At 55.6% G+C, this 23885-nt stretch carries 9 protein-coding genes and 1 pseudogene; 3 read left to right on the top strand and 7 right to left on the bottom strand.

Annotated features, from left to right (window positions below):
• Positions 1–770: 770 nt before the first annotated feature.
• From L1A08_RS02425 to L1A08_RS02415, 3 genes are all read right to left on the bottom strand, one after another.
• A complete protein-coding gene (locus L1A08_RS02425; RefSeq protein ID WP_238753802.1) occupies positions 771–3095 on the bottom strand; it encodes a hypothetical protein in 2325 nt (774 codons plus the stop codon).
• 283 nt (positions 3096–3378) lie between these two features.
• A complete protein-coding gene (locus L1A08_RS02420; RefSeq protein ID WP_238753800.1) occupies positions 3379–4203 on the bottom strand; it encodes a DUF4339 domain-containing protein in 825 nt (274 codons plus the stop codon).
• A gap of 201 nt (positions 4204–4404) precedes the next feature.
• Complete coding sequence (locus tag L1A08_RS02415; RefSeq protein WP_238753791.1) at positions 4405–6132, bottom strand: zinc ribbon domain-containing protein; 1728 nt, start codon at positions 6130–6132, stop codon at positions 4405–4407.
• 509 nt (positions 6133–6641) lie between these two features.
• On the opposite strand from L1A08_RS02415, the gene L1A08_RS02410 reads away from it, so the two are divergent.
• Positions 6642–6857 carry a hypothetical protein gene (locus L1A08_RS02410; protein ID WP_238753789.1) on the top strand — a complete coding sequence of 72 codons (216 nt, stop codon included), beginning with the start codon at positions 6642–6644 and terminating at the stop codon, positions 6855–6857.
• Between the two features lie 539 nt (positions 6858–7396).
• Here L1A08_RS02410 and L1A08_RS02405 read toward each other — a convergent pair.
• The 3 genes from L1A08_RS02405 to L1A08_RS02395 form a co-directional block, all read right to left on the bottom strand.
• A complete protein-coding gene (locus L1A08_RS02405) occupies positions 7397–8101 on the bottom strand; it encodes an integrase core domain-containing protein (RefSeq protein ID WP_238753787.1) in 705 nt (234 codons plus the stop codon).
• A 98-nt stretch (positions 8102–8199) separates the two neighbouring features.
• A complete protein-coding gene (locus tag L1A08_RS02400) occupies positions 8200–9576 on the bottom strand; it encodes a DUF1552 domain-containing protein (RefSeq protein ID WP_238753785.1) in 1377 nt (458 codons plus the stop codon).
• 3 nt (positions 9577–9579) lie between these two features.
• On the bottom strand, positions 9580–11514 hold the full coding sequence (locus L1A08_RS02395) for a DUF1592 domain-containing protein (protein WP_238753783.1): 1935 nt from the start codon (positions 11512–11514) through the stop codon (positions 9580–9582).
• Between the two features lie 790 nt (positions 11515–12304).
• On the opposite strand from L1A08_RS02395, the gene L1A08_RS02390 reads away from it, so the two are divergent.
• On the top strand, positions 12305–18673 hold the full coding sequence (locus L1A08_RS02390; RefSeq protein WP_238753781.1) for an SdrD B-like domain-containing protein: 6369 nt from the start codon (positions 12305–12307) through the stop codon (positions 18671–18673).
• Between the two features lie 680 nt (positions 18674–19353).
• Positions 19354–23649: an NPCBM/NEW2 domain-containing protein gene (locus L1A08_RS02385; RefSeq protein WP_238753779.1), complete on the top strand. Its 4296-nt coding sequence runs from the start codon at positions 19354–19356 to the stop codon at positions 23647–23649.
• A gap of 115 nt (positions 23650–23764) precedes the next feature.
• Here L1A08_RS02385 and L1A08_RS02380 read toward each other — a convergent pair.
• Positions 23765–23885, bottom strand: a pseudogene (locus L1A08_RS02380) (transposase); the annotation flags it as partial.

The raw sequence follows: 23885 nt of genomic DNA, 5'->3' as shown, positions 1-23885 counted from the left end.
CGACTTGCTCGTCAGGCGCCGATTCATCGACATCGGGTGCTGGCCTGGGCGGCGTGAGTGCTGCTGAAGAGTCCGACTCTTTAGCGGCCGTACTCATTTGCGACCGATCCTGATCGCTACTTCCGCCTCCGCTGAGCACAAGAATTGCAATCACCAGGCAGCAGAGCCCGAGTACGCCCCCCAGGGCTAGAAATTTCGCACTGAGTGGCGACATCGAGTCGTGTTGCTCGGCTTTAGCTGGCTGCGAACGAGAACGCTTCTTGGGTCTCTTCGGAGGGAGCGTATTGGATGTCCCGCTAATGGTGCGAATTTGCTGGTCGTCTCTATGTGGCGACGGCGACGCCTTAATAATCTCCGAACACTTCCGGCACTTGAACCGTCGACCAGCCTTTTCGGCGGCGACACTATAGTTCGTTCCGCAATAAGGACACGCAACTGTAATTGACATGAGTGTTCTTTCGTTGGCTGCGAGTGCTTGGTTCGTGTGGCTACCTGTTGGCGATGACGTGCAACCGCACCTATGTACTGACAGATGTCTTCAAAGCCGTGGGAAAAGAGTCGGGCGACTGCAACATGAAATCTGGGAGGCACCGTCAATGAAGACGGGCGGCCTTTGCATTGCCGTCTCACCACTTAACGCGCCGCTGTCACAATTTGTTCAGCAGCGCTGCCCAGCATTTGCAGTTGCTCTCGATCGCCAGAACATTGCCTGTCTACCCCGGTCAGCCATCCGAGGAGTTTGGGCACCACGAGCCTGTTCATGCCGCCTGTCAATCTGGAAGGAGAGACGTGATCTCAAGTTTGTGATTCTTCTTGTCAAAAGTGGCCAGCAGTTTTGAATCGGCAGAGAATGCACTGGAATACACGTCTGGAATCTCAACGACTTTTTCCCGCGACTCGATATTCCAAACAGTTAATGGTCTGTGGGCAGAGGCAACAGACGCTTTGAGGATATGACCATCGTTGGACAGCGTGACCCAGGACAATTGCGCGTCATTAGGAATGGTTGCAATCACAGACAACTCCAGTGGATCGATGACGCGGATCGGGCCATTCAGTTCGTAGACGAGGAGTGTGCCTGATTGAGGAACATAGAGTCCGTTCGTCGCGCTGATTTCGGTCCTTTGGGGAGTTTCCCGCGAATTCGTACGATGGTCGAAGATGAAAAGTGCATTGTCTCCGAACAAAGCCCAATATTGAGGAGCGACAGGGATGGGGTGAGTTCTCGTGAAGCTGTCATGGAGAGAAACGAAATCACTTTGGGCTGGAGTTTTGCGATCGGACAGATCAAACAGTGTGATATTCCTGGAAGTCCTCCTGACCAGTCCACTGCTGTCGGAAGTGAAGTAGACATCGTGGATGGCGGCGCGGTTGTTTTCAGTCTCGCTGATTTCTGTGAGCTGCTCTCCGGTTGCAGAATCGTGCACCGTGATGACAGACTCCCCGCGACGAGTGACCAGAATTGTTGTCTTGTCGGGACTGAGTTTCATCAGAGTGCCCGGGAGTGAATACGCGTCTTCTCCTCCCGGGAAATGATCGACCATGATAGAAGCGTCGTCCGCTTTCGACGATAAGTAGGCAACGAGGACTTGATCCGGACGATCGCCCTGGTAGAGCTCCTGGATTCTTCCAGGATACTGTCGTTTGATTACGTCAGCAGGTTCCGCCAGCGAGTGCCGTTCCACGACCACGTGATTGTCTTTTGAATTCGCGGTGTAGATCGCGGAGGAATCTGGCGAAAACAGGAGTCTGGTCAGGGTTGCCCCTTCTTCAAGTAAGATTGACTGCTGCCAACCTGGATTGCCTGTTTTGTCGGAAATGACAGATACGTACGGGCGCGCCTTTTCCAGCTGTTCAATGCCTGACGATGTCAGGGCTGTTTCGGAAAGATTAAAGACCTTTACGGTTTTCAGGCTTTCAAGCAAAGGGATAATCGAATCGGATATCCGAGTAGAATCTGTCAGAATAAGGAATCGAAGATTGGGAAACTGACTGAGTTCCTGGAGACCATGCGGTGTGACCTGGCAGCCCGACAGCCAGAGCTCTTCGATCGTTTTACAAGCCGTCAGTTGTTTCAGATGCTCGTCGTTGAAATCAGAAGAGATCATCCGGAACGATGTGAGATGTTTCAGCTGAGCAATGGTGGGCACCTGCGAGAGGTCGAGGAGTTTGCCACAGGTCACTCCAGTGAGTTGTCCGTCGTCATTCAGCTCGGTGACGACTCTCTGCGATTCAAGAAAACTGGCAATGCTCGAATCGGGACTCATTGATTCAGGCGGCGTGTAATCGACGAGCGAAACATCGTTGAGGCTAAACCAGTATTGCGTGACTGATCCGGGGTATTTTGATTTAAAGGAGTCAGAAACGGATTCTCGTTTAATGTCTCGAGATTCCATCTCGTTGTAGACGAAGTGCGGATGGCCGACGGGATTGGCATTTTGAACCGCAGAAACGATGGTGAACTGATCGTCGAATGTCCCCTGAAACCTGACCTTGGTTCCCTTGGGAACGGTGAGCCATTCGTAGACCCTGTGATCCTCGACCCAGAAACGCACAACGACCGGAAGTGAAACGATGGGGTCAGCAAGAGTAATGTTGGCCGTTGTGTACTTCCCGAGCTTGATCAGTTCGACGAAAGTTCCTTGCCATGTGACGGGTTCCTGCGGAAGAGCTGGAGAGATCTTCAAACCATGAGGCGTGACCTCGACGGATTCGACGAATCCGGCATGGGATACTCTGGCATCCGGTTGACCCGTGATCAATGAGGTGATCAGATTCGGATCATCGGGGCCCGGCATCATAGAAAAGCCGACGACGAAGACCGCCACGATTCCCAGGCAGGCCAGCCCCACCTGCCACATTGGCATTGAGTGTTCGTCAGTCGCCGTGGGATGTGCCTTTCTCTTTTTCTTTCGCGGTTGTTTGCCGCTACCTTGTGTCGCTTTCTTTGTATCAGTTTTCGACTTTCGCCCAGAGGGTAGTGGTTGAATCGCGAGAATGTCTTTGCAGGATCGACACCGAAACTTCTTTCCGGCTTTGTCGGGAGAAAAGCGGTAAGTTTCCCCACATTCAGGACATGCTACTTCGATCACCATCTATTCTCTCCTCAGCCGATTTCGCTGCCAGTCATCTGCAAATGGACTTGTTACCTTAAAATAGCGTGTTCAGTCACAACGACATCGGATGGTGTGTCGGGAACTGTATCTCTGAGAAAACGGGGGGTGAGTGGAGTCTTTGGTATTGTTGAAGGGACGGAACAATGCATGGATGATGAAAGCGGATGAGCCGCTGACGAGGAAGCTGGTACATAGATATTCCGAAAAAATGGAGAAAGCGTGCAGACGGACGATTATGCATCAGGCGTGGCGTGCTAAAGGATCAATGTTTGATCCCCATAATGGCGGCGAGAATCGCACCGGCGATCAATCCGGGGGTCGCGAAAACGAGAAACAGTGCCGAGAGTGGAAGGCCAATCCAGCCCATTAACAACATCCCCAAAAAGAATCGCAGCCTCCGATCGTCTGAACGCAACAGATAATTCCAGCAGGCGAGAAACAGCAGAGGAAACAGAATCAGAGTCATGCTCGTTTGAAGGCTCTCTGCAGCGCTTGTTGTGCTACTGCTGATCGCAAGCCACATCAGAAAAGCGTAGCTGACGATACCTAGCCCAAATACAATTGCACCGCGTGGAGTGATTCCCATGCGATCCATCACGGGCTTGAGAGCGGATTGCTTCGGACGCGGCGGTTGATCCTTCAGGGCAGAGGCCAGCCTTTTGACAGACGAAATCTGCTTCCACTCCTTCTGACTTTTCTTGCGAATCATGTCCTCAGCGCGTAGTTCGCCCGACTGGATTAAGAGTTTCACTTGATCCGACGAGAATGGTCCACTTTTTTGACCATTGATTCGGCAGAGCCAGATCTTCTCGATGATTAACTCTGATACTTGAAACTGTTCGCCGCACTTGTCGCAATTGGTCCAGTATCCTTCCATACTTCGTAGGACACGGTTCTTCGCCAGACAATGAGGGCACACGCAAGGGATTATTTCTGAGGGAGAGTCCGCCTGGGAAGTCGAGGCACTCTTTGAGTCGCTATCAAGAAGCTCGCTCAAAATCGTGCGGCCAATAAATGTAATGAGCGGGGTAAAGGCGAATAGAATAATGAGAAGGACAATCCAGCCCATCAGATCAGAAACAGACATAAATGCTCCGCTTTAAGGAACGCATGGACACAGGGTTATTGAAGTCTATTCGAATTCAACGAAATAAAGCGAGCAAGATGAGTCGGTTGGACGTCGGTCACGCAACAAACCTGCTTCTCACTAAGAAACGAAACGCTGTCACGAAAACGAAAATGCTTTCGTATCTCACGGCAGAAGTGCTATCCAGAACGCGTATCCAGGTTATTGGATGGATGAGTAGATACACTGCACCGCGATTGAAATGACTGCTGTTGCGACGGATATCACGGCAAACCAGAGCAGTAAGGTTCGCGTCCAACCTGACAGGACGATTATTCTGCGTTCCCATTTTGAGGCATACGTGAGTTCTGTTTGCAACAGGAACCAGCGGCGAGTGTTCAGCAGGGTCGCCAGTTCCAGTCGTTCTTTGCGTGGCATTTTTTTGGGATCTCCAATCGCGGCATATCCCCACGCTGCATCTCCACCGACTGCCGCACCCATAATCCCTTTGAACATCCGGGATCTGTTTTGTCTGGCTTCTTCTTTGATTTCTTTGCGGGCAGCCGTTTTCGCTCTGTTAATCCTAAGGTCAAAGGTCTTGAGTCGATATTGATCAGGATCTTTGATTCCATCCGCCCGCGTGAATTCAACCTTGTGATCGATCAGGCAGCGGGGGCAATAGGTAACCTTCGTGGATGTGGGTGGCCAAGGGTATTGAGTCGTCCCATCCCAGTTCGATCCGCAGCCTCGACAGAACCGCTTTTTCGTACCTTCAATGGAAACGATCAGGCCTGCGTTGCAGTTGCAGGGGGATCCAACGGAAGAGGACTTCCCACAGACACTGCAGTGTCCCGACCGAAAACTCGCATCACATTCCGGGCATTGATCCAGGTCCGTGTTAACGGGATGCTCGCATTGCGGGCAGTGACCAGAATGTACTTGCACCGCCGTTTTCCGATTGGCGGGCACCTGCTCCTTCTTTTCATCCGCTTCGATAAAGATGCCAGTTCGGAGTGCTTCCTGAACTAAAAGATCATGCTCTGGTTCAACGACCGGTTCGCCTTTTTTCCTCGCCACCAATAGTGCATCTCGACGTTCAGCGGCTGTTTGACGCAGCAGGGCCTCATTGACTGGATTGAAGTCCATTTCATCTTCTCTGAAGAATTCCCGTCGAATTCGACGATGTCCCACTTCAATGATCAAGTTCTTCTCAAAGAAGCGCAGGCGAGGAATGACGTCACTTTCGGCATGAGTTTTACACCGGGAAAAATCCAGTTCGACAGGAATGTGACGGGACACGAAATAAGCGAGCACGAGCCAAAGAGCTGTGATAGCGAGCGTGATCATCCAGCCGATCTGACTCCACCAGATCAGAAGCGATCCCATCATCCCGAGGCCGACAAGCAGCGAAGAATAGCCGGGACTGAGTACCCGCTCTTCAAGATGGAAGACACGCTTCGTCTTCTTGCCGCAGACGATGCAATGAGGGGGAAGCGTGACTGCCCATCCTTCGCGTCCCTGAGTGTGAACCTGTTCGTGATCAATATCGGGAGGTAACTTCAATTCTCCCGGCTCGTCTCCGCCATCGAACAACGAAAGCAAGAGATCTCCCAGACAGCGAGCAATGGCAGGGGTTTCGTTAAAATAGAACGTGGCGAGATTCTCGATAGCGACCTTCGTGTTTTCAGCGTGACGGCTGTACTCAGTTTTTAGGCCGGAGGAATTTCCATTCGGCGTTGCAGAGTTCTCGCCAGCTATCGATGGGGATACAGTTCTGTTTTTGCTGACTCTAGCCTGGCTGCTCTGTGTTCCGTTTGTTTCCTGCAGCCCCTCTCCTTCGGCAACCACAAAACGCGTTTCGCAGCTGTGGCAAATGACCCTTCGACTGACGAGTTTCGAGTCAACCTGAAAATTTCTCCCGCAGCCGGGACAGATTGTGACGATGGACATGACGGAACCTCAGAAGTGTGCGGCCAGCATCGCTTTCATTTCGCGAAAAAAATGGAGGCGATGATCAAGACAAACTTCTAACGGGCACTGTCACAAAAGGGCCAGATGAGAGCTAAAAAGTCCCTGGCTTCGTGTTTATTGAATTGGAAGAGTCACAAACTGTGGCATGCGATCTCCTGTTCAATAGATGCGAGTGACGCATATCAGTCCCGCGAGATGAGGTGAGCCCAGATTGGGGAAGCCGCGGACTGAGTTGGACGAAAGTGGAGGGCAGGAGAAATCCTAACTGACGGCGCAAGTTCACCGTCTCGCGCGACGAGGCGCTCGCCGATCTTCTATGCCGCTTTTCTTGCGAACAATTTGACCTGCCCACCGACGTAAGACCGCACCTCAAGCTCATTGAGATCAAGTGTCTCAACCTCGCCGGGCAACTCTCGGATCGGCGGGATAAGAGCCCGCTCCATATAGCTTCGGTGATGAGATGTTTGATCTGGTCCTGGTTCAAAGCAGTGTTCTTTCAAGATATTCCGCACAGTCTGCCGGCTGATGTTTTTGATGCTGAGTTTACGCAGCTCGCCGATGATCGTGGTGTAACCGAATCCCGTCGTCTTCGCGATTTCGATTGCGATTGTCCGCACTTCGCGTGGCTCTCGCTGGCCGCCTTTGGGGTTCGCGGGTTTCGGCTTGTGGCCGTCCGCTTCCCGGAGCCACCGCAGGAACGTTGACAGCGAGACGATCGTGGTCAACTCGTGAAATGCCTGGGCGAGTTGCTTGCCGTGCTTGAGCAGTATCTCCCGCTCCCTAATCGTTGTGTGAATCTGCTTGGGCAGGCGAGCCCGGAGGATCTTGTTCGCGTGCTTCAGGTACTCGATGTACTTGGCCAGTTCTCGGCCAGTTCTCGGTCAGTTCTCGGTCAGTTCTCGGTCAGTTCTCGGTCAGTTCTCGGTCAGTGGCGGAGGCGATCAGAGCGAGCAGTGGGTGGAATATTTTGGCCATCTCGGTATTGTCCGGAGATCGTATTCTGGAGGGTGTAGCACATTCATTGAACAGCACCTTGTGCCCGAGAATCTGCCAGAAAAGTGCCGAGATTCAAGCGAGATGGGTAGGGTGGTTGTGCAGCCAGAATTGGCGACAAAGAAGGGCCTGCCGGGAGTTCTCGGTTTCGAGGAATCACTCTGAAACGGGCTGCCGTCGGTGGGGAAAAAGGGCGGCAATTTCCATTACGGAATCTACGGAGATCCTCGTCCAATACGGAGCATATACGCTACGGAATGCGCTGGTTTGCAACGCTTTGCAAAAGTGAGTGTTTGACGTAAAATCCCTGCATGTTGAGCATTAAGACCGTTCCGCTGAAAGTCGCAGGCCGCCTACGGAATTGAAGGGGCAAATGATCTCGCTCCATGTGAGTGCGATGATGGTTGTAATACTCCACGTACCAATCCGTCAGATAGTCCAAGTGCCGTCTCCCGAACACAATGAACTTGTTGAGACACTCCAGTTCGATGGTCTCAATGAACCGCTCACAGCGGCCATTCAAGTTCGGTGACGCTTTGGGCAACGGATTCGTCTTCATCCCCTGGGTCTTCACCGTCTCTCGAAACTTCCGCGTGAACTTTGCATCGAGATCATGAACGACGATTGCGGGCTTCCTATCCCGCTCGCGCGTCTGCTCCGCGAACCACTTGGTCTGCCGGCACACCCAAGCTGAGTTCGGCCGATAAGTCGACTCCGTCACAATCGCTTCCCGAGTCTGCATGTTGAGGAACACCAGCATGTAAAGATCACGTACGCCTCTGGCTGTCATCGACTTCAAGGAAAAGAAGTCACAGCCCCACAGGGTCTCACCATGTCGGTTCAGGAACTCGGTCCCTGAGCCGGACGTACGGCCGGGCCCCGGCTCGATGCCGTGCTCCTTGAGGATGTTCCTGACCGTCTGGCGGCTGATGTTTTTGGTGCCAGTTTTTCGCAACTCGCCAATGATACGGGTATATCCGAAGCCCGTGGTGTTCGCGATTTCGATAACGATTTCCCGCAGTTCTCGCTGCTTCCGCTGTCCGCCCTGGGATCTCAGGAATTGGCAGAGATCTCGGAGATTTGTTTGGTTGCAATCCCAATGGGACGGTCCAGCGGAACTCCAGCGCAGCTCAGCAACGTGCTCAACAAGTCTCCCTGATTTCCTTTCACGTCCGGCAGGAAGCGGCCCGTATTGATGGAGCCGCCGCCGCGGCCAGCGATGATAAAGGGGAGATTCTCTCGGGAGTGTCGGTTGCCGTCTTCCAGGCCGGAGCCCCACATCATGATGCAGTTGTCGAGTAGCGTGCCGTCCCCCTCGCGCAGGTTGGCCATCTTGTTCACCATATAGGCGAATTGATCGATGTTGAACTTCGTGATTGCCGCCACTTTGCGGACCATCTCTTGTCTGTTCTCGTGGTGAGTCTGCGAATGGTGTTTGTCCGTGAATCCCAGCTCGGGGTAAGACACGCCATTGGGCGTGGACCCGATGTAGGTGCTGACGCGAGTCGTATCGGTCTGGAATGCCAACACATTCAGGTCGCACATGACCTGCATGTACTCGCTGCGCTTGTCCCCCTCGGGGATCTTCACCTCGATGGGCGGCGAGTCGCTGTCATGGCGTTTGGTTGAGCGGACGCCAGCTTTTTCCAGGGCTGCCTCCTGTTGGCGCATTTCGATGGCAGCAATTCGTCGTTCGACGGAGCGCACGCTGTCGAGGTACTCGTCGAGCTTCTGCTGGTCGGACCTGGCCAATGTCTGACGCAGGTCCCGCGCGCCCCCGAGCACCCGGTCAAGCATCTGCCGGTCGAGCGGGTTGGCCCTGGTCACTCGCCCGGCTTCGCCCTTCTTGCCGAAGAGTCTATTCAGGACGTTCCGGGGATCGATTTCGGCGGGGACAGGCTGCGTGGGAGAGCGGTAGCTGCAATGTGAGTAGTACGCCTCATGCAGGCCTGCCTGATTCTCTTTCCACGTTTGCGGCATGGTCGCCAGTTCCAGCGAGGGCAGCAACGTATGGGCTCCCACATAATTGGCCATGATTTGGTCGGCCGAGATCGCGATATTGATGCGGCTGCGTGTCTCCGCGTCCGGGAGGGTGGCTGTGAGCCAGGTCGACAACTCCAGCGCGTGCGGCGCGCCGCTGAAGGGCGAAGTCGGCACGCCGGAAATGCCCTTCATCATCAGGCACTGGTCCAGGATCGGACGCAGTGACTCGATCGCTGGTGGTGGCGACTCGTGATACGACTCCGGGCTCTCCGGCCAGAACTCATCCATGATGACGCCGTGTGGCATATACATGAACCCCAGCCGCACCGGCGGCTGGGCGGGGTTGCCGCCCGCCGCCCAGCCCACGGAATCCAGCAGAGGCAGTGCGAGGGAAACTCCCGCTCCCTTCAGAAAGCTGCGACGATTGATCGGAGAGTGGATCTTCATGATTCATCCTTTGACTTTGCGATGCGTGAACAAGTAGCTGGTGATGACTTCAGTGATCATCGTCCGCATTCTGTAATCGTCCTGAGCGATCTTGACCATCAGTTGGTCGATCACGAGTTCATCGTAGCCTTCCAGTTGTCGCCCGAGCGAGTAGGCCATCAACCGCTCAGTCAGGTTTCGAGCCAGATCTGCCTTTCGCTGCGCCAACAGGGCCTTCAATTCAGCGGGAGTGGAGAAGCCTTCCCCATTGGGAAGTTTCCCCGCTGAGTCGATCGCGACGCCGACTTCATCTCGTTCGCGCCATCGCCCAATCGCGTCGAAATTCTCTAATCCGAAGCCGATCGGATCGAGAACCTTGTGACAGTTAGCGCAAGTCGGTTCTGATTGGTGTAGCTCCGTCCGTTGACGCAGTGTCAATGCCTCTACGTTCTTCTGTTCCTGCTCCTGCTCCTCGAGTTCGGGGACGTTCGGCGGAGGCGGAGGGACACGTTCTCCCAAGATCTGTTCGAGTACCCAGACACCACGCATGACGGGACTTGTCCGGTTAGGAAACGACGTCGTGGCCAGCGTGGCCGGCATGCCCAGGATGCCGCCCCGGTTAGGGTCATCGAGCTTAACCCTCCGCATGGCCGGGCCCTTTACGGATTGCTCCAGCCCGTACAACTCTGCAAGCGTCTCATTCAGGAAGGTGTAGTCGCTGTCCACAAATCGGAAGACGCTCTGGTTCTCCCGGATGATGCTCTCGAAGAACAGACGTGCTTCTTCCACCATCGCCTCTCGCAAAGCGGGGGTCATCTGCGGGAAAACGTCCGGGTCAAACGTCTGATGCTCCAGCCCACCCACGCCCAGCCACTGAGCACCGAAGCCATCGAACAGGGCTCGTGAACGCGGATGCCTCAGTAGACGCTCCGCTTGTGCTCGCAGCACTTCGGGCTGGCGGAGTTCGCCCTTGTCAGCCAGGTCGGACAGTTCGGCGTCCGGCGGAGCCGACCACAGCAGGTAGGAGAGTCGGGAAGCCAATTGATAGTCGTCCAGCGGTACAATGGCGTCTTCCGAGTCAAATCCCCCTGCAGGCGTGATGAAGAGGAATTGCGGAGAGACGAGGATCGCCTTCCACATCAGACTTAGTGAAGCCGTGTAATTCAGATCGTTCTCGCGACCAAGATCGAAGACGCCCACCAGCACATCCAGCTCTGTTTCGGTCGGGGGACGACGGTAAGCGTCGCGAGCCAGGGAGCGCGCAATCTTCCGCGCCGCCTCACGGTAATCAGCACCGTCGGGGGGCGACTCTCCAAATAGGCGCCGCTGGACTTCGGTGGGCGGTTGCCCCTCCGGAACCACGACCTGTTCGATCACCTTGTTGGCGATGTCGAGAAACAACTCCGACTGCAGCGGAGAGATCGAATTGAGATATCCCTCGCCGACGACTTCCTCGGGCAGGCTGTCGGCGATGGATGGAGCCACACCGTACAGGTCGTGGAGCGTATTGCCGTACTCCACCTTGCTCAAGCGACGGATGACAAAGGGACCGGGGTCGCGTTGGGCCAGGTACTTGAGCTTGCCGATCCCCTCGATGAATTGGCGGCGCTCCTCATCGGTTGGAATGTTATCGGCATAGTCGGGCGGCATGTCATCCACCTTGACGTTCGCCACCGCCTTCTTCCAATGCAGGAATGAGGACGTAGCGCCGGGAGTTCGGAGTGCCGACTGGAGGTTGATCCCCGCCTCAGGTCGGGTTCCGTGACAACTGATGCAGTAGTTCTTGACGAACGGTTCGACCTTCTTCTTGAGAACTCTCTCAGCGTCGGCCCGTAGTTCGGCTTCGGTCTGGGCCTTTTCGAACTGAACAGCGGGATCGTGACTGTCGTCGTGTTGCTCCTCGGCAATGGCAACAGAGGCGGCGCCCGGCAGCAGTCCGGCGATCAGGCTGCAAGCCATCAAGAATGCAGCAGTCCGGCGAGTGAATCGAGTTTGGTGTGGCATGTTGATCATTATTGCATTCGCCGCCAGTATTGTCTTCCCGCTTTCAGCCAGCCACCGACCTGAGGCGTGGCGTCTGTTGCATGTCGGAGTGTCTCCGGTTGCGATTCATCGCTTGCGTGCAACATAGAATTCATAGCTGAAGTCTTCCTTGTACCGCCGAAACCGGTCAGCTTCGAGTCGTTCCAATTCGACCACTTGGACGCCGCCTGTTCAACGGTTGTATTTGACGCGACGCAATCCCGCGACAGGGTTCTCGCTTGAGAGACGAGGCCGCGGACTGAGTCGGACGAAACAGGAGGGCAGGGACGCTGATATGCTACCGCACGCACATCCTACTGCGAGACGAAACGCTTGTCGTGTGAATCTGCTTCGGCAGCCGAGTCCGGAGGATCTTGTTTCGTGTTTCGGGTACTTGATGTATTTGGCCAGTTCCCGGTCGGTGGAGGAGGCGATGAAGAAGTTCAATGGAATTCCCGAGATAGGGGCTGCGGTCGAGTTCAGTCAGTTGTGTTGCGGGAGACTGAGAAACGGCTGAGGCTGCTGAGATGGATTTGCTGTGACTGGATTTAGGGGAGGACCAGGGAATTCCTTGCTTCCTGTGCGCTCTGCTGACGTCGTCGATGTGCTCATTCTTGTGGATAGTGTGAAATCGAACACACAGGTGCATATGTTTATTGTAATTGGTGATGCAATCCACTAAGACCGATAGAATCCTTACAACTCTATCTGGCAGGAGCGCTTTGCTATGGGCCGTAGACGTATTTCTCGTTTGTTGATATCGCACTCAGAGAACGCTCAGAAAAGAGTAGCCACACGCCGACGGAGATCCCTGCAAAGGTCGTATCAGTTTGCCGATGTCCTTGAATCGAGAACGCTGCTGGCAGCAACCATTCTTGGTCTGGGAGATAGTCTTGGTGTCTCGAGCGAAGCGGATGATGTCCGGATTCTGACCGGTTTTGATGCCGGGCTGTTCTCGACGGGACGCTCGTCGTTTACGAACAATCGTTTCACCGCTCAGGTCAATGCCGACGTCGAGCGAGTCGAGTTCAATCTCGGCGGAATGGTCATTAACGATACAACGCGGGGCGACGGCTTTTCAGCGGCGTTTGATATGCTTTCGTTGACAGCGGGGGCTTCGCTGACGGCGACGCCTTTTGATGCCAGTGGCGTAGCAGGATCAGCGTTTCATGTGTCTTTGCCGGTCGTCGAGCTTCCCGGCTGGCTGCAGGATACTCGGACCACACTGGAGGACGTCCGATTCGACCCCCTGGAGGGGTACGACCTGGATGTGAAGGTCGAGCACGTTGGCCCGGCCAGTGGATTCAGCGTCAGTACACCGGCTGAATGGAAGTTGAGCGTCGGAGACATCGACCTCTTTGATTTCAGTGGACTCGAGACCTCATTCACCATGGCATCGACTTTCTCGATTGATGTGAGTGCCACACCGGCCGGCCCGGTCGTCGCCCACGATCACGCGTTTCTCTTCGATGCCATGCTCCTGGGAGCGGATCTGTTCGACGATCCGATCGTTGTCTCGACAGAGGCTTCTCATACAGAGTCCCGATCGTTCTCCGCTGACTTCAACTTGTTGAACCACTCTGCTTCAGCGGACTTCGAGGCTTCAATCACGGTTGGTGGAAGTTTCAGTCCGAACATCAATAATCAGACGTTGGCGCTCGATGGTATCGCGGCCAGCGTATTCATCAATCCAGAGTTGATGGCCACCGTGAATCTTCCAGAAATTCCGGTTCCCCTGCCAGGAGTGCCGGGTGTTGCGATTGGAGAGATCGCCCCCCAGATCGTGTTCGGGCTTGGCGGGCAGAACGATCGGATGTTCCAGCTTCAGGGGGGCGTCACGTCCGGGGGATCATTCACGCCTGAGTTGATTTTCCAGCCGGCTGCTTCGCTTACGCTGTCGGCAGCTGCGGTAACTCCACCAAGTGCGACCGTGCGGGCCGTCGTCGGCAAGGCAAGTCTGGAGATCGGTGCAACGCTGCTTCAGAATTTCACCTTCGAGTACAATGGAGTCGCTCCGGAGGGACTGGTTGACGCGCGGGGAAGCCTCGATGTTGAAGGAACTGCTGAATACGATCCGCCCGATCTGTTCTGGTCCACCACCGCACCTTATTCGGTCGATCTATTCTCGTGGCACGCAGCGGACTGGAATCTGGAAGGGGCCGGCAGTTTCGACTCGAAGGACGACTCTCCCACAGTCGTTCAGGGAGCGGTAGGAGTTGATCTGGCCAAAGCAGTACGTCGGTACGATGGGCTCGTTCTTTCCCAGGCCCCGACCTTTTCGGATGGTCAACAGACGTCGGATCAGTTTCAGTTTCGACTGACAGAACAGGCGGGGCCTGATGCTTCGATTCAGGTTCTGAACCCAGACGGGACACCAGGATTGATTGCCGAAGTGATTGACCGCTCTGGAGCGACTGTCGGAACAGGACAGACACTCGCCGACGGGAGTCTCCGCATCTCGATGCCTGACGCTCCGGCCAATGTCGAAGGAGACTCGTCGGACTTCTACACGCTGATTGTGCGGAATTCCAATGGCACAAGGACACGTTATGGATTGATCTTCAATCTCGAACTCGACGGCATCAATATCGCGACCGTTCTGGATCGATCGGGGAGTATGTCGGGGGCAAACCTCACGTCAATGCAGGATGCGGCTGCTCAGTTTGTGCGTCTTCTCGATCAGGAGGATGCATTGGGGATCGCCAGTTTCGCGGACTCCTCAACCGTCGATATGTCGCTGATGGTGATCGGTCCCGATGAAACGGTCCGAAATCAGGCGATCAGCGTCATCAACGCCATCAATGCGTCAGGCAACACAAACATCGGAAGTGGACTGATTGCTGGAGGAAACATTCTCTCGGTTGCCAGCCCTGAATCCGACCGTGCAATCGTTCTACTTTCCGATGGAGAACATAACTCGGGGCCGAGTCCACTGGGAGCAATCCCAGCCGGAATTCCGGTCTTTACGATTGCGTTTGGCTCCGGGGCGGACCGGGCGTTGCTTCGCCAAATCGCCGAGCAGAGTGGAGGCCAGTTTCTGGATGTTCCGGATCCGGCCGCGATCCGAGCCGCTTTCGAGCAGGTCTCCGGGAGCATTTCCGGCGAGTCGGAGCAATTCCGAACGGTTGGAACTGTGCAGCAGAATCAGACACTCGGAATCGGGACGACGACAGTCGATCCGTCCGATTCGGAAATGCGGATGTTCGTAAGCTTCCCGGGAAGCGATCTCGATTTCGTGTTGACGGCCCCCGACGGGCGAACGATTACGAAGAGCACGACGGCTCCCGATATTGATCTCCGTGTTTATGAGGATGCGACCTCGGAATCATTCGTCATCAGAACTCCGATGCCTGGCGAATGGCAGATTTCTCTTCTGGGAGTCGATACGGAGCCTGGCGGAGAGCCGTTTGAAGCATTTGCACGCCTGAAGTCCGACGTGACTGGATCGCTCGACGTTCCGGTGTCGCAGATCACACTTGATAATCCACTTCCCGTCTCGCTGGCGTTGGGGGACACTATTGGTGCGATCGGGAATGCGACGGTGAGGGCGACAATCACGTTTCCCGGTGGTGGAACAGAGACGATTACGCTCCATGATAGTGGGCTGAATGAATACACCGGCGAGTTTTCGACGCTGACGCAATTGGGCTCGCACGCGATGTCGGTCGAGATGACGGGTTTGACCAACGACGGAGTCCCCTTCAGCAAGACCGTGCTTGACTCGATCGACGTTGTCGCAAGTGTCGACGTTTCGGGGGCACATGCGGGGGGCTGGTCCACCCTGCAGAGCCCTTACAACCTGACATCGGATGTCTACGTAGAGTCCGGCACGACGCTCACGATCGATCCGGGTGTCGTGGTGACGACGAATTCCAGTAGTTACGAGATCATCGTCCGGGAGGGAGGGCGATTGATCATCGGCGGGAATACCGGAGCGGATCTTGGTGCAGAGATCATTGTCGAAGAAGGAGGCGCCATCGAGGCAGAGAATTCTCTGTTCCGAGCGGGTGGGATCATTGCAAACGGAACAATGGTGTCGTTCACCGGCAACGATTTCACGGCCGGAAGTCTGGAAGTCGGCCCCGAGATCGTGCCCCAGTTGAATGGGAATCAGCTGCCGGAAGTACTTTCCATCGATCAGGGTGATATCGATCAGGCGGTCGACTGGGATTTGAATGGCGTGCTGGAATACCGCCTGACTGGGGATGTTACGGTGGATGGTGTCGACGCGATTCTCTCGCTCGACCCTTCAGGTGTCTTGACCCAGTCTTCATCGTCCTATGAGCTGATTGTTGGCAATGGAGGCTCGGTTGTCACTCGAGGCAGTACAATCGCCGGCGAGATTCATGTTGGCACGAACTCGCCTGGTTTGCTGAACGCCGCGAACAGTCAATGGAGCGGCCAGGGATCGCTCCGGTTGGGGCAATATGCGACCGGGACTTTGACCGGCGGCGAGTTTGATGCGAACGCTGAAGTCTATATCGCTCCGGACCGGCTGGATCTCCTGAACGCAAACACGTTGCCTTCAGTCGTCTATATGCTCAGCGGGACAATCGCCAGCGATGTGACCTGGGCGACTCCAGCAACGACGGAACTTCGGTTAACCAGTGATGTCTACGTCAGTGGACTTGCAGCAGATCTGACAATCGCCCCGGGCGTCACGGTATCGAGAAGCTCTACGTCTTATCAGATCATCGCCCAGAACGGCAGTTCGTTAACCGTCGATGGCGTTGTAATGAACGCGGAGATCTGGGCGGGTTTCACGGGGACAGCCAATCTCTCGGCGGTGCAGACTCAGTGGGGGGGCAGCAGTCTTCTGCGGATCGGAGCAGGATTCCAGGGAATGATCAGCAATAATGTCTTCGCGGCTGGGGCGTATGTCTACGCTCATCCGGAGAAGGTCCCTCAGCTCCGAGGGAATGATCTCCCGAATGAGATCGGAATCCTCGACGGACGGATCGGACGCAAGATCGCCTGGGATTTGAATGGAGTCGATGTTTACCGGCTGGGAAGTGGTGATGTGACTGTTTCCGGGGTGGGCGCAGAGCTTTCCGTAAAGCCTGGATCGGAGATTACCAGGAACTCGACGGGATATGATTTCTTTGTCCACACATTCGGCTCTCTCGTACTTGAAGGAGTTGAGATCACCGGAGATGTCGCTCTCCAGAGTTCTTCGTCCGCTCAGATTACGAACGTCGCCTGGACGGGAGTGATCGACATCTCATCGTCGGCGCAGGTGGTTATTCGCGAGAATGATCTGTCTGATGCCACGATCGATACGGACGGCAGTCCACTGCATACGATTGATCTGTCTCGCAACTTCTGGGGCACGTCTGACCTGGGTGTCATCAAAGACGAGATCAATGACCGGGAAGACAATTCGAATCTTCCGCTGGTGGTCGTCGAGCCCTTGATTCAGAGTGGGGATATCGTCGGTCGCTTCTGGAACGACACCAATGGTAACAATCGGGATGATCGATTTGAGGAAGACGGGCGAGCCGGCGTGACTGTACAACTGCGTCGCAGTTCGAACAATCAGATCGTCGCTACCGCAACGACGGACGCCGAAGGTTACTATCAATTCAGTAGCGTGGCCGATGGACAGTATTATCTTTCCGCGGCATTGCCTGCGAACCTGAGACCAGTCGCCGCTGATGTCGGTGATGATCTGAGGGATAGTGACTTCTCGCCGGCGACCTTGCGGACAGGATCATTCCAGTTCAATGTGGCGACAAGTCCATTCATTGCCACGTTTGACGGCGGAGTGCGGGAACGCACCTCCGGCAATCACAGCACGCTGGTCGGATTCGTCAACGGAAACTGGTGGATGGCCGCCGCGGACAGCAGCGGCAACTACGCGAATCATGTGGCTGCTTCGGGGCCAGCGAGTTCATTCCGCCAGGTTTTACAGGGAGACTTCAACGGCGACGGGATTCAGGACCTCGCTGCCTGGCTGCATAATCGCGAATGGCGCATCGGTATCGGTGACGGCGACGGGCAGTTCACGTTTTCGACCTGGACGGAATGGGCTCATCCGGAGATCAAGGAAGTCCATGTCGGCGACTTCAACAACGACGGGCTCGACGACATCATCGGCCTGTTTAACAACGGTAATCGCGGGCGTTGGTGGGTGGCACAATCCAATGGTTCCCGATTTATGAATCGTCACTGGGGGGACTATGGCAACTACCATGGGATCGAGACCGTCCTGGTTGGCAACTTTGACGGCCTGAAGGGCGATGATCTGACGGTCGTGGCCTCGTCCGGCGTCGTCTGGATGGTGAAGACAAGCAATACCCGCTTTCAGTATCTCAATTCCCATCGCTGGAATCTGTCGAACGGCTTCGAGTTCGCTCAGGTCGGAAACTTCAACGGCGACACGCGGGATGATGTGCTGGCCGTCTTCGGGACGGGGCCCCAGCGGCATGTCTTCGTCGCGAAGTCGACCGGTCCTGCTACCGGATTCTACAGCAGCAACTGGAGCGATTGGACCGTCAATCAATCGCTGGATGCCGTTGTCGTCGGGGACTTTGACGGCGATGGTCGGGACAACGTGGCCGGCCTGTTGAACGGCACGCGGATCTGGTTCGGCGAATCGAACGGCCAGACATTTACCATGGAACACTGGCTGCGATGGAACGCCGCTTCGTCCGGATTGCAGAGTATTGCTGTCGGGGACAGCAATGGAGATGGCCTCAGCGATATCTTCGGCCGGGCAGCCGATGGCATGTGGCACGCCGCCGAATCGACCGGCGACTCCTTCGTCGACCGCGAGCTCGTGGAATGGTCGTCCAGCGTCGAGTGGCGACACGTGCAAGCGGGACGTTTCGTGGGGACGCATTCGTCAGCAGCTAATGCAACGGCTTTCAAGACCGGATCGCCAGTGCCTGCCTCACGTGAGGTTAACGCGGGTGATAACACGGCCATAGCCACTCGCTGGGCAGGAAAGGCAGACGTTGTCGTCACGGCACCTCTCGCAATGGAAGGGCAAGTCCTTCCGCCCGCGAGTCTGAAGGACCAAGGCGCCAGCGAGTCAGACTATGACGTGTTCAGCCGCGTTGACCTCTTGGAATACTTGGACGGGATCACCCGGTAGGCGCCGCCAATCCGAGTTTTACATCCCGCCCCTCTTTCATCGTCCAAGGATGAATTTCCGGTAAGAATAGCGCGTATGGATCGTGTGACGCCAGTAGGCCCGGTAGGATGCAAATGTGCGGTGTCGGCATCTCAAAGATATTCAAGGGGCTCGCGGTCATGTGGGCCAAAGTGATTTATGACGTTTCTTCCGCAGACCTGCTCATCGCTTGAGTAACAACCCACGCTCCGCAGGAATCGCCGTAAAAACCAGAAACTCAATTCTCAATCAATTGCGTTGGGATTCACAGTACTACGGTTGAAGTATATGTGCGTTGTTCAGTAGTCTGGAAGTAAGAACGACCTCGCGAGGTAGCACGGAGGCCATTGTCTCGGTGTTGTACCTTCAAATGTGTAAGAACGTAAGAGCGGTAGATGCTAAAGCCAGCCAGGTAGATCTCATTCGAATGCGAGATTCTCAATTGACTCGCTTCCCGCTCCATGGGCCAAAGACACCGAGTCGAGCGGGAGAGGTTGCTGATGAGACACCATTTGAGCTGCGAGGCTTTCTCACGGACTGCGAGCAGTTCTAGGGCGACGAGGATCCATCGTCGGATAGATCCTTCGCATTTTCTGCCGGCGGCAGTTGATCAGCTGGAATCAAGAGTTCTACTCTCCGGTAGTACGATCGAGTTTCGGCATTTGGCTCTGATTTACCGAGACGTTGATCTCGAGTTTGCTTCGGCCTCACTGGACGAGGTCTCGATCCAGACGATTACTGAAGGCGTGCAAACCGAACTCCCGATTCTCGTGAACCAAATCACCGGTGGCGAAGTCCAGGCACGGGTGCACGTCGAAGTGATTGATCGCCCTCTTGATCATTTGCACTGGGATGGGGAGCGCTATCAGTGGGCCAATGCGGAATCGATTGATTCAGAACTGGACCAGTTGACTCAGAGCGGCTGGTATGACCATGTGTTTGTGTTTCATGGGCTTACAGGCGATCTTGGACCATCGGCTCTGTGGGGAGGCGGCGCGACCATTCGTTATGGCATGGCCATGTCCTCCCTTAACTACGTTAAGCCGAATGGACAGCTGGGAAGCCACGATGTTCCAGGAATGATTCACGAATGGATGCACGGGCTTGAGAGTCAGTATTTCGGCAACCTTGGAGTCCCAAAGGGGAACGATCCCCACGGCGGAGATCTTGATCTACATGATGCCACTGCATTCGGTTATACCGCTGAAACCGATGGTCGTCCCGGTTGGAGCGCCTGGTACGGAGATTTCCTGACGGGCAATATTCGACGTCTGGACGATGATGCCCGCAACTCAGGACTTGGGTTCGGGAGTGACGCCTGGTCGGAAGGACCGCCTCGCGAAGATGTCAATCAGGTCGCGAGCTCGCCACTTGAACGTCCCGATCTTGCCAGCGGCGGAAGCTATGTCAGTGATCTCTACTGGGCTGAGGCGCGGACTGACTGGGCCTCAGTCGAACGCGATCGCACCACGAATCAGACGCCGATTGTGGTCAATGGAACCGGATTCAGTAAAGGAGTTGGAATCCACTCAACAGGGCATCTCACGCTGAATCTGAAAGGGCTTGGAGACCGCTTTCAGGCCTCTATAGGAGTGCCAGACGACGTCCCCAGTGATGACGGCTCAGTCGTGTTTCACGTCGTCGGCGACGGCCAGACGCTCTATCAGAGTTCGGTTATAACCGGTGCACATGCCGCGATCCCCATCGACGTGGATGTCCGTGGGATCAGACGGCTTGAGTTGAGAGTTACTGATGCAGGCGACGGGAATTTCAGGGATCATGCCGTCTGGGGTAACGCCGCAGTAACGTGGTTCGACGAAGTCTACGCCAGCGACGTTCCCTGGTTTGCCACCGCAACGGACTATGGAACGATCCAGCTCGATCTGACAACGGATCGGCAGAACCTTGTGATTGACGGGTATCAGTTCGGCAAGGGGATTGGCATTCACGCCAATGGTACGATTCGAATCCCACTCAACGGACGATATTCAGACTTTCGATCCTTCATCGGAGTCGACGATGAATCCGGAGACGTTGGAAGTGTGGTATTCAACGTTTCTGGCGACGGCCAACTGCTCTATACTTCGGGAATTTTGACAGGAAGTTCCTCACTACGCTCATTCACGATCGACGTCTCCGGGGTACAGGAACTCCATCTCGAAGTGACAGACGCCGCGGACGGGAACATTTCGGACCATGCTTCGTGGGGATGGCCCGTGCTCACTCCGGTTGAACCGACAGGCAGCAATTTCCCAGACGCTCCCTTCCCGTTCTTCCAGACGCTTTACACAAATCAGTTCGGGAACGCCCGACTCGACGGGCGCGCGGTGGGCGAGAACTCGCATAACGCCTATCAGGTATTTAGGCAGCAGGCCGGGCCGGTCGCGATTCAGCTGGTTGAAAATACCGGAGACGTCGAAGTTGCCTTCTACGAAGATGCGGGACCACCAGATTCCGTGAGTGACACCGGAGGCTTCGTTTACGATGTTATCCTCAATGCCACATTTGCTTCGAAGCAGACACATTGGGTGGCTGTGCAGCCTCAGGGGACAGGCGATGCGAACTATGATTTGCGAATTAACGGCGACAGTGAGACATCGCAAGTCCTTTCCCCCGTCAATGGGTTCGCTTCCTTCACGAATCAGTTGATCGACGACAGCGAGGACTACGACTTCTATGAATTGGAGGTGCCGTCGACTGGTGACTGGGATGTCCGTGTGAATCCGATCAACTTCGATGCCACGCTGCTGATCTTTGATTCGCTAGGAAATGCCGTCGGAGGGACGTTCATTAGCCCCATTAATGACTCGGAACGACAAGGCGAAGAAACCTGGACGACCGCACTCTCAGCAGGAGAGACCTACTTCGCTCGCGTGGATGGATTCGGAACCGAACAGGGAACGTATACCATTGTATTCGAGGAGTCCGAACCGCCCGCTGTCAATATTCTGGCGATCTCGCCAGAGGAACCTGTGGTGGAAGGGGGAGTCGTCCAGTTTGAAGTCCGGCTCGATCAGCCCACGACGATTCCGGTCACTGTGCACTGGACCGTCGGTTCTGGCAGCTTGCCTGCACCGCGAGCGACCGAACAGGCTGACTATCAATCTGTCTTCGCCAGTCAGGAATTGACGTTCACGCCAGGAATGACTTCGCTCACGGTCAACATCCCCACGGTCAATGATCAGATCGATGAATTCGACGAAGCTTTTGGCTTCACAATCTCTAATGCCTCAGGAGGCACGATAGTTCAAGCGGAGGCGGGAGCCGTAATCGCCGACGATGACGCGCTCCCGGGGATGATGTTCAATGATTTGACCGTCGTGGAAGGGGATGACGGCACCATAGTCGCTACGATTACTGGAACACTTAGCCGGCTGAGTGAAAAGGGTGCGGCTGTGTCCTATCAAACGGCCTCCGGGACGGCGACTGCAGAAGATGACTTCTTCAGCAGGTCTGGGCAGGTTAACTTTCCAGTCGACTCTACCAACGGGCAATTCACCGTGTCGATCGTTGGGGATACGGAAATTGAAGGTGATGAGTACTTCACCGTACTCTTGACGAACACCGTGCATGCTGCGTTGTCGACCAGCAGCGTGACAGTCTCGATTCAGAACGATGATGTCGAGCAACAGCCGACAGGAACTCCCAGTTCAATCACGGGATTCGTGAACGGAAAATGGTGGGTCAGCCGTCCCGATGCCGACGGCAACTACACAAGTCATGTCGCTGCGACGGGGCCAGCCAGTTCCTTCCGGCAGACGCTGCAGGGCGATTTTAACGGTGATGGCTTCCAAGACATGGCCCTCTGGCTGCATAATCGTGAATGGCGAGTCGGGCTGTCAGATGGCAACGGGAGCTTCACCTTCACGACCTGGACCACATGGGCTCATGAGGAGATCAAAGAAATCCACGTCGGCGACTTCAACGACGACGGCAAGGACGACATCATTGGCTTGTTTAAGATTGCGAACCGCAATCGTGGCCGCTGGTGGGTTGGCGTCTCTGACGGGACGCGGTTTCTGAATCGCTCGTGGGGCGACTATGGGAACTACGAAGGCATCGAAACGGTTCTGGTCGGCAACTTCGATGGCCTGAAGGGAGAAGACCTGACTGTTGTGGCCACTTCCGGGGTCGTCTGGATGGTCAAGACGAGCAACACGCGGTTCCAGTACCTGAATTCCCATCGCTGGAGCATGAATAACGGCTTCGAATTTGCTCAGGTGGGGAACTTCAACGGAGACACTCGCGATGACGTTCTCGCCGTCTTCGGGACCGGGCGAGATCGGTATGTTGTCGTCGCTAAGTCGATCGGACCAGCGCTCGGCTTCCACAGCGGCATCTGGGCGACCTGGACGGTGAGGGATTCGCTCTCCGGCGTGGTCGTCGGAGACTTTGACGGGGACGGACGCGACAACGTGGCCGGGTTGTTCAACGGCACCAACGTCTGGTACGGCGAATCGAACGGCCAACGTTTCCGCATGGAGCACTGGCTCGACTGGCGGGAGTCAGCGGGTCGGCTGCACGAACTCATGGTCGGCGACAGCAACGGCGATAGTTTGAGCGATATCTTCGCCCGAGCGTCAGACGGCTGGTGGCACTCTGCCGAATCGACGGGCAGTTCGTTCGTCGACCGTCCGCTCACTGAATGGCAAAGCCCCCTGGATTGGCGATACGTGCTTGTGGGACGGTTTGCATCGACGTTGCCGGCGGCTTCGAGTGCGACGGTTGCTGAGTCGCAGTGGGCTTCTGCTTCCTCGTCCGATGCCGCTCGCGAAGGTCACAGCGCAATCGCGACCCGCTGGACCGGCGGCTCGGACACAACTACCACAGCACCCCTCTTGTTGGGAGAAGCAGTTCTTCAGCCAACGACTCTGAGTCACAACCAAACCGAAGCATCTGAATACGACGAGTTCAGTCGCCTCGACCTGCTTGAGTATCTGGACGGAATCGGGCGCTAGCGGGGACATTTACGGGGTTCTACGCGGCACGATTGGAATAACTCTTCAAGAGCCTGGCAAGCTGGCGTGCTCCCCAAAAACTGATCCAATGTGTTATGAGAGTCTAACTGGCCTAGGCATGAGCCGTATTGCCCGAGCAGAACGTGCTCGGGATTGCCTTCCACTGACAGCCCGTTCGCAGGCTGTAAAAGATGGCATCGACCACATTGCGAAGTGGGACGCGAGGTCGTCCCCCT

The organism is Rubinisphaera margarita, from assembly GCF_022267515.1.
In the GTDB taxonomy this organism is placed as follows: domain Bacteria; phylum Planctomycetota; class Planctomycetia; order Planctomycetales; family Planctomycetaceae; genus Rubinisphaera; species Rubinisphaera margarita.
This window is presented reverse-complemented; position numbering and strand designations above follow the sequence as displayed.